General features: G+C 62.9%; 8 protein-coding genes. 3 read left to right on the top strand and 5 right to left on the bottom strand.

Annotated features, from left to right (window positions below):
* Both WBV42_RS17190 and WBV42_RS17185 read right to left on the bottom strand, forming a co-directional pair.
* The coding region (locus WBV42_RS17190; RefSeq protein WP_423987108.1) for an ABC transporter permease at positions 1-771 on the bottom strand (771 nt) is incomplete at its 3' end.
* 4 nt (positions 772-775) lie between these two features.
* Complete coding sequence (locus WBV42_RS17185; protein WP_423987107.1) at positions 776-1837, bottom strand: ABC transporter substrate-binding protein; 1062 nt, start codon at positions 1835-1837, stop codon at positions 776-778.
* Positions 1838-2205: 368 nt separating this feature from the next.
* Between WBV42_RS17185 and WBV42_RS17180 the strand changes: the two genes are divergently transcribed.
* The 3 genes from WBV42_RS17180 to WBV42_RS17170 are packed head-to-tail and all read left to right on the top strand — an operon-like array spanning position 2206 to position 6115.
* Positions 2206-3114 carry a hypothetical protein gene (locus tag WBV42_RS17180; protein WP_423987106.1) on the top strand — a complete coding sequence of 303 codons (909 nt, stop codon included), beginning with the start codon at positions 2206-2208 and terminating at the stop codon, positions 3112-3114.
* Positions 3111-4823, top strand: a complete 1713-nt coding sequence (locus WBV42_RS17175; protein WP_423987105.1) for a pyrroloquinoline quinone-dependent dehydrogenase — start codon at positions 3111-3113, stop codon at positions 4821-4823. The genes WBV42_RS17180 and WBV42_RS17175 overlap by 4 nt, the downstream gene beginning before the upstream one ends.
* Positions 4824-4867: 44 nt before the next feature.
* Complete coding sequence (locus tag WBV42_RS17170) at positions 4868-6115, top strand: cupredoxin domain-containing protein (RefSeq protein WP_423987104.1); 1248 nt, start codon at positions 4868-4870, stop codon at positions 6113-6115.
* 24 nt (positions 6116-6139) lie between these two features.
* On the opposite strand, the gene WBV42_RS17165 is transcribed toward WBV42_RS17170, so the two are convergent.
* The 3 genes from WBV42_RS17165 to WBV42_RS17155 form a co-directional block, all read right to left on the bottom strand.
* Positions 6140-6916: a hypothetical protein gene (locus tag WBV42_RS17165; protein WP_423987103.1), complete on the bottom strand. Its 777-nt coding sequence runs from the start codon at positions 6914-6916 to the stop codon at positions 6140-6142.
* Between the two features lie 2 nt (positions 6917-6918).
* A complete protein-coding gene (locus tag WBV42_RS17160) occupies positions 6919-7338 on the bottom strand; it encodes a GlcG/HbpS family heme-binding protein (RefSeq protein WP_423987102.1) in 420 nt (139 codons plus the stop codon).
* Positions 7339-7530: 192 nt separating this feature from the next.
* Positions 7531-8082: alpha/beta hydrolase (locus WBV42_RS17155; RefSeq protein WP_423987101.1), on the bottom strand; the 552-nt coding region annotated here is incomplete at its 5' end.

Genomic DNA, 8082 nt, shown 5'->3' with positions numbered 1-8082 from the left:
GAACAAAAGCGGGGTGTGGAGCAGGCGTGCTGTCTCCAGCAGTTCGAAGCCGACACCCTTCGTCGCGGCGAGAAATTCGGCGATGAGGACGCCCTCGACGGCGAGCGGCGTGGCGATTTTCAGCCCGGTGAACACCTCCGGCAGTGCGTACGGGAGTCGGATCGACAGCAGCAGTCGCCACGCCGGTGCATCCACGAGTCGCCCGAGGTCGAGGTGGGTTTTAGGCACCGACCCGAGTCCGTCGAGCGTCGCCACCGTCATCGGGAAGAAGGTCAACAGTGCCGCGATACCGACCCGAGTGGTGAGCGTCGCGCCGAAGACGAGGACGAGGAGGGGTGCGAACACGACGAGCGGCACGATACGAACCGCGAGAACCGTCGGGTACAGCACGGCGCGAAGTCGGCCGGAGAGCGCCATTACCGCCGCGAGCGTTATTCCGCCCGTCACGCCGACCAGCCATCCCAACAGGATTTCCGTCCCGGTGTAGACGATCTGCGGATACATCGACCCAGCGTGAGTGATAAACGTGACCCAGACTGCGCTCGGTGACGGGAGGAAGACGGTCGGTAGCGAAAGCGCGTCCACGGTGAACCGCCAGACGAGTACGACGAGCGCGATGCTACCCAACAGCGTCGCTATGGAGACGAGTCGGTTCGGGAGACGACCGAGGGTTCGTCCCCCGTTCGATTCGGATTCTCCGCTCGCGTTCGACTCGGATTCCGTGCCCGCGTTCGAAGTCGTTTCTCCGTCGGCGCTCCGGGTGTAATCCATTCCGCTATCGGCCGCTCTCGACGTGCCCTTCGTACGACTCGATGTACTCGTACTCCGCGTCGAGGTAGTCGTTCGTCCACGCCGCCCGAACGTCGGTTTTCGGCACGACACCCGTCCGGAACAGCGCTTTGCTGACGGTGTTCCACGACTTCGGCCGTTGCCAGCCCCATCGTCCGTTATCGCCCGTGACGAGGTTGTTCGTCGTGTACTTGATTTTGAAGACGCCCATCTTCCGGGACTGTGCCAAACTCGGCTTGGCATCGACCATCACGTCCATCGCCCTCTTCGGGTTGTTGGCGGTCCACGCCCATCCCTTGGCGGTCGCACGCAGGAAGCCCCGGACGGTTTTCGGATTCCGTTCGGCGAATTTCGGGCGCGAGATGACCGTCCGACCGACGGTCGGCATGTAGTCCGCGAGTCGGATCGCGGACGCGTCGTACCCCTTCCGCCTGAGCGCGGTGGGCGAGTCGAAGATGGCGATCGCGGCGTCGGCGTTCCCCGACAGCAACATCGGCGTCTGCTGTTCGGGTGCGACACCGAGGAAGTTCACGCTGTCGAGCACGCCCGCTCGTTTCAACACCGCTTTCGTCAACGTCGTCATCGGCGAGTCCTTCGGCGCGGCGAGCGTCGTTCCCCGCAACTGTTTCGGCTTCTCGAGTTTCCCACCGAACACCTTCTCGACGGTGTAAACGACGCCGTCGCTCCGTTGTTGGCTGGTTCCGTATGACCGCACCGGCAGTCCCTTGCTCCGTGCGGTGAGCACCGATGCGGCGTCACTGAGCCCGAACCCTTGGCGTCCCAACCCGACCTGCTTGGCCGCGAAGGTGCCGCCCTGTCCGGGGACGAACTCCGTCACGGTCACGCCCTGTTCGTCGTAGAACCCCTTTCGCTTGGCGACGAAGTAGCCCGCCTGTGTCGAATTCGCGTTCCAGTTCAGCATGACGTCCACGGCGTTCGATTTCCGTGTCGCTCGACTTCCCTGTGCCGTTCCCACGAGGTCGAGACCCATTCCGGCCGCCGCGACTTGCAGCGCTCGGCGCCGCCCCATGTTTTTCTCCCCCTTCATGCGAAGAGTGACAGACGACGGACATTCAGATAAAGATTTCCCACTTCCTTTTTATATCGAACCGAGATCATGACCGGACGTTTCGAATCAACCCCGATCGGTCGATGGTTTTCCAGTGGTCGTGAACGAAACGGGCGTGCGCGGACGATTCCCCGATTCCTTAAAAAGGATTCACGAATCCCTTCCCATCACCCGCGGTTGAAGTCCGGTTTTCGGGATACGGTCTCCGTTTTTGGCGTTGGTATTCCACGGCAGAGTTCGGATCTTAATATCAACTATTGTGGTTTTCATCCAAGTATTAACAAATAACCAAGTCGATTTGTGTGGGTGGGACTGACACAGAGGTCCCGGATGGGGGAGAAAACGAAATGACCAACTACGCACCGGAGATAGACGACGAGGAACGGCGACGGTTCTTACGAGTACTGGGGGTGACCAGCGCCGCTGCCGTCGGGAGCGATCTCACACTCGACGGACTTCGCGGGAAGCTACACGGGGATTCGGCCGAAGAGCTGTCCTCGATGGGACACGCGATTCGAGGGGACGTGACCGGCGAACTCGACGCCGATCTGTTGGCGGGCGGCCTCTCGGGTCTCGCCACACGGATGGGGAGGATCGAGGACGTTCGGGCGGCGGGAATTCCCGCCCGAGACGAGCGCCTCTATCGGGAACTCGCCGCGTCAGCGTGGACGATCAACGACCACCTCGTGGACATCGGATTTTACGAAAGCGTCGAATCACATCTTCCGGCGTTCACCGAGAATCACATCGAGAACGTCGCACACGAGTTGATTCGTGCGGAACTGCTGACGAACACGTTGTCGGACCTCGGGTTCAGCGAACGGGAGAAGACAGCACTCGTCATGAACGTGGTGAACAACACCGGCCGACTCGCGCTCTGGATGCCGACGAAGGACATCCCCGAGGGTGTCGAGTTCGACGTCGAACACGTCGCGCCGCTGCACCACCGTGCGGCGGAGGGGTCGCTGTTGTGGGTGGACGACATGGACACGCACCTCTGGCAGAACGAGGTCCTGTTGACCGACGACATTCTCGACGCGGCGATGTGGGACATCAAGGCGATGCTCGGCGGGTTCCACCTCTTGGGCACCGCCGCCCAGGGAGTGACTGATGGCTCGTTGACCGACAGCCAGTTGACCGCCGCGCTGACCGCCGGGACGGCGGCGATGATCGTCGGACAGGAGGATTTGACCAACGACGCGTTCCGCATCACCGACGAGATGCGTGCACCGCACTCGTGGGAGGTCGAAGGATGAACATCGAGAACGACGAGGCCGTGAAAGCGGCGAACGAACACGAACTCGAAGAAATCGAGGAGGGGTACAAGCTACAGGGAACGCCGAGCCAGTCGATAACGCAGCAGTACGCCGTCGACGAAATTCCCAAAAAACCGGTCACGCAGGAGATGCTGAACGAGACGACGACCGACCAAACCAGTTGGCTGACCTACGGCGGTGGGTACGAACAACAGCGCTACTCCTCGGCGAACGTCATCACGCCGGACAACGTGAAGAACCTGGAGTTGGAGTATCTCGTCGAGACGGGCATCGCCGACAGCATGGAGGGAAGCCCCCTCATCGTGCCGGGCGACCCGCCCATCATGTACCAGACGAACGGGCCGGACCACGGAAAGGCCATCAACGCCCGAACCGGCAAGGTGCTCTGGAGTTACACGTACGCGAACCCGGACGGTCTCATCCTCTGTTGTGACACGAACAACCGTGGCTTCGGGATTCTGGGCGACACCCTGTTCATGACGACGCTCGATTCGGGGGTCGTCGCGCTCGACCGATACACGGGCGAGCAGAAGTGGTACACGTCCACCGGCAAGTGGCAGGACGGCTACTCCGCGACGTGGGCACCGACGCCGTACAACGGCATGGTCATCACGGGCAGCGCGGGCGGCGAGTACGGCGTCCGGGGGTTCGTTACCGCGCTCGACGCCAAATCCGGCAAACAGAAGTGGAAGACGGAGACGCGGCCGAAAGACCAGTGGGTCGGGGATAGCTGGAAACAGGGATCGACGACGACGTGGATGTCCCGAACCATCGACCGGCACAACGACGTGATTTTCTCGCCGGTCGGCAACCCCGGTCCGGACTTCGACGGCGCGGTCCGACCCGGACCGAACCGGTTCAGCGTCGGGACGTTGGCGCTCGACGCCAACTCCGGCAAGCCGAAGTGGAACTATCAGGAGAGCCCCCATGACACGTGGGACTACGACTCCTCGTCGCCGAAGGTCCTCATCCGGGACCAGAAGGTGGACGGAAAGAAAAAGGACATCGTCGTCAGCCCCGGCAAGACGGGGTGGGTGCAGACGCTCGATGCCACGAACGGCAAACTACTGAAGCGGAGCGAGCCGACGGTTCAGCACTTGAACACGTTCAAAGAGGTACCACACGTCGGCGATCAAGGGATCTCGTTCGTGCCCGGCGCGCAGGGCGGCAACGACTGGCAGCCGCCATCCTACAGTCCGAAGACGGGACTCGTCTACATGAAACAACAGAACACGCCCCAACAGATCTGGTGGCAACACCAGGAGTACAGCCCCGGTGGCGGCTACTTCGGCGGGACGTTCCACGACTGGCCGGACGTGAACGAACCGGACGGCTGGAACGGCAAGACGAGCGCCGTCGTCGCGGTGAACCCACGGACGGGCAAGCGCGTCTGGCGGGAGTGGATCGAGGACGACAGCTACCTGTGGGGCGGGTCGATGACGACGGCGGGCGGGCTGACGTTCCTCGGCACGCAGAAGGGTAACTTCGTCGCCTACGACGGAAAGTCGGGCGACAGGCTGTGGCAGATGCAGTTGGGCGCGCCCATCTGTTCCTCGCCGAGCAGCTGGTACGACCCGGGAACGAACAAACAGTACATCGCCGTGCAAGTCGGCGGGAGCGGGTGGCTCCGTCACGGCCGCCGTGGCAGCACGGTCGCCGTCTTCGCCATGAAGGGACAGGGGAAGTGAGTCGGATGCGACCCACGCAGAACAACGAGAACGACACGAGAGCAATGAACGAACACCGCGACAGGACAGCGAACTCGGTCTCACGTCGAACCGTCCTCAAACGAACCGCGGCGAGCGGGACGCTCGTCGGTCTCACCGGCACCCTCGCACAGGGCGGCGGCACGAAGATTCGGCTCGGCGGAAAAGTGGCCGGATGGCAGGGGCAGGCTCCGAACTCGATCAAGGGGCAAAAGAACCCGACGCTGAAACTCAAACCGGGCAAGAAGTACACCGTCGTGTGGAAGAACCTCGACGGCCAACCGCACGACTTCGTCATCCGGGACAAGAGCGGGAAGCAGTTGGTCAAGACGAAGATAATGAACAATCGCGGGAAGACCCAGTCGGTCACGTTCACCGCGTCGAAGAAGATGGCGACGTACCTCTGTACGGTCCACCCGACGACGATGAAGGGTCAGGTGAACACCGGCGGCGGAAACGGTGGCGGGAGCGGCGGGTCCCAAAGCACCACCAGCACTTCGACGCAATCAGGGAACGACGGCAACTCCAAGAAACCCGCCAAACAGATCAAACTCGGCGGGCAGTCCACGGGGTGGAAAGGCATCGCCCCGGAATCGATCAAGGGGAAACTGAACCCGACGTTGAACCTGAAGGCGGGCCAGCCCTACGAGGTCATCTGGATCAACCTCGACGGCTTCGACCACAATTTCATCGCCATGAGTGCGGACGGGGACCCACAGACGGCGGACTACGGGAGCACCGTCGTCCGCTCGCCGCTGATGAACGTGCAGGGACAGACCCAAACCGTGCGGTTCACTCCGAAGAAGGACACCAACGAGTACTATTGCGAGATTCATCCCGTCGAGATGCGCGGTGCCATCAGCACGGGCGGCAATGGAACCACCCAGACGACCACGAATCAAACGACGCAGGGCAGTCCGTCGAAGACGTTCCAACTCGGGTTCAAGGACGGCAAATGGATGGGCCAGTCCTCGGGCATCAAGGGCAAGACCAACCCCACGCTGAACCTGCAGCAGGGACAACGGTACGCCATCAAGTGGACGAACACGACCTCGTACTCGCGGGCCGCGAACCGACCGAACCTCGTGCTCACCACGAACTATCCGAACGGCCCGGCGCTGTCCCGCTCGGACTTCCTGCTGAAGAAGGGGACGTCACAGACGGTGACGTTCACCGCGTCGAAGAAGCTGTCCGCGTACTTCGCGGAGAACTACAGGAAGGCACACGGCAAGATTGTCGTGAAGGGCGGCGGTTCGACGACCACGACGATGTAGTCCCGGCCGATACCACCCGTCGGCTCACTTCGCCCCGTCCAGTTCCACGATGTGCGCGCCACAGCCCTCACAAGTGGACGTGAACACCGTTTTCGACGGTTGGCAGCAGGACGAGACGCGGTGCTCGTCCCGCGTCAACGTCGCGCCACAGGTCGGACAATCGGACAGGAACGTCCGTAAGCGCGTGAGCGACTCCTCACGCGCGTCCGGTTCCATCTCGCCCCATTCGACGGACCGGTCGCTTCGCGCGCTCAGTTCGGCTCCTGCGGCCACATCGGCGACGAGCGCGGCCGACGACGGCCAGTGAACGAGGCGGTCCCCGGAGACGACGAACGCGCGCTCGCCGATGGAAGACACGTCGCCCTCGGCAACACCGAGCAGGTCCGCGACGTCCCGTGGTCCGATTCTCTCCGGATCGGTCGATTCGATTCGCCGCTGCCACGCATCCCGGAACTCGGGCGCGAGACACGTCGAGTCGGTCGAACCCCCATCACACGGGACGACGACGTTCATCGACGAGAGGCGTTCGAACTCGTCCGCCGCGACCGTCGATTCCGGTTCCTTGCCGAACAGTCGTAGCGCCTCGCTCGGGAGGTAGTTCGCCGTCAGTTCCGGCGTTCCGGGAACGAGGTAGCCGCGGAGGTAGATGAGGCCGAGGGAGACGACGAACGTCGCCGCGCCGACGAAAATCGAGAGGCTCGCCAGTAGCAGGCTGATGACTACTGCGATAAAGAGGTTGACTGCGGTACAGGGAAGACAGCGATTTTCCCCGGTGTACGCCGGTTGCCGTATGGAGTGCACGGCTAGTGAGTCAGCGTCTGGAACTGGTCGATACCGGCACGCGCGACGGTCATGTCCTCGTCCACTTGGCCGCCGCTCGACGCGATCGTGCCGACGATTTCGCCGTTCCGTTCGAGCGGGAAGCCCCCGCCGAAGATGACGATCCGGCTGTCGTCAGTGGTCTGGAGTCCGTACAACGAGTTCCCCGGTTGTGACGGTTCGGCGAGTTCGTGGGTCGGCATTTCGAGCGCGGCGGACGTGTACGCCTTGTTCCGCGAGATATTCACGCTGGCGAGCCACGCGTCGTCCATCCGATGTTGTGCGATCATGTTGCCGTCCGGATTGGCGACCGTGATAACCGACGGAACGCCGATTTCCTCGGCCTTTCGTTCAGCGGCGTCTATCAACTGCTTCGCCGTTTCTAACGTTATCGTCTCGGACATGGTTCCCCCCACGTCGTGCTCGGTTGGGATTCGCCTAAACGTTGTGGCGGATCTACGACGCTCACCGTTCTTCGGACCGTATCTCGGCAATATTCGTTCGGTGCTTTGCTCCTCCAGCCGTCGCTTCCCATCGCCTTCTCGATGTGACGTCGAGCCACGGCGTCACGTCCACAGCCACCACATCGCAGTTCGTCACATCGTGCAGAGCGATTCGGCGACCGAATCCATCGCCCCGTCGGCCGTCGTCACGTCGCCGGTGAGGCTCAGGAATCCGTGCGTCATTCCCGGATAGTGGTCGTGTTCGACCTCCACTCCGGCGTCGTCGAGCCGCTCGGCGTAGGCGATTCCCTCGTCACGGAGCGGGTCGTGACCCGCTGTCACGACCGTTGCGGGCGGGAGACCCGAAAGATCCTCCGCCAGAAGTGGCGACGCGAACGGGTTCCTGCCGTCGACCGGACTGCGGAGGTAGTGGTTCCAGAACCACTCCATGTCCGCGCGGGTCAGCAGCGGGCCGTCCTCGTTCTCGTCGTAGGAATCGGTGTCGAAGGCGTGGTTCGTGATGGGATAGAGGAGGCTCTGATGCGAGAGCGTCGGCCCGTCGAACTCGCGGGCGTGCAGGGCGACGACGGCCGCGAGGTTGCCACCCGCGCTCGTTCCCGCGACGCCGAGGCGGGTCGGGTCGCCGCCGAACGTCGCCGCGTGTTCTGCCACCCAGTCGAGCGCGGCCACGGCGTCGTCCACCCC

Origin of the sequence: Haladaptatus sp., from assembly GCF_049589095.1 — an archaeon.
GTDB lineage: Archaea > Halobacteriota > Halobacteria > Halobacteriales > Haladaptataceae > Haladaptatus.
The sequence above is the reverse complement of the archived record's forward strand: the minus strand, read 5'-3'. Positions and strand labels throughout refer to the sequence as shown.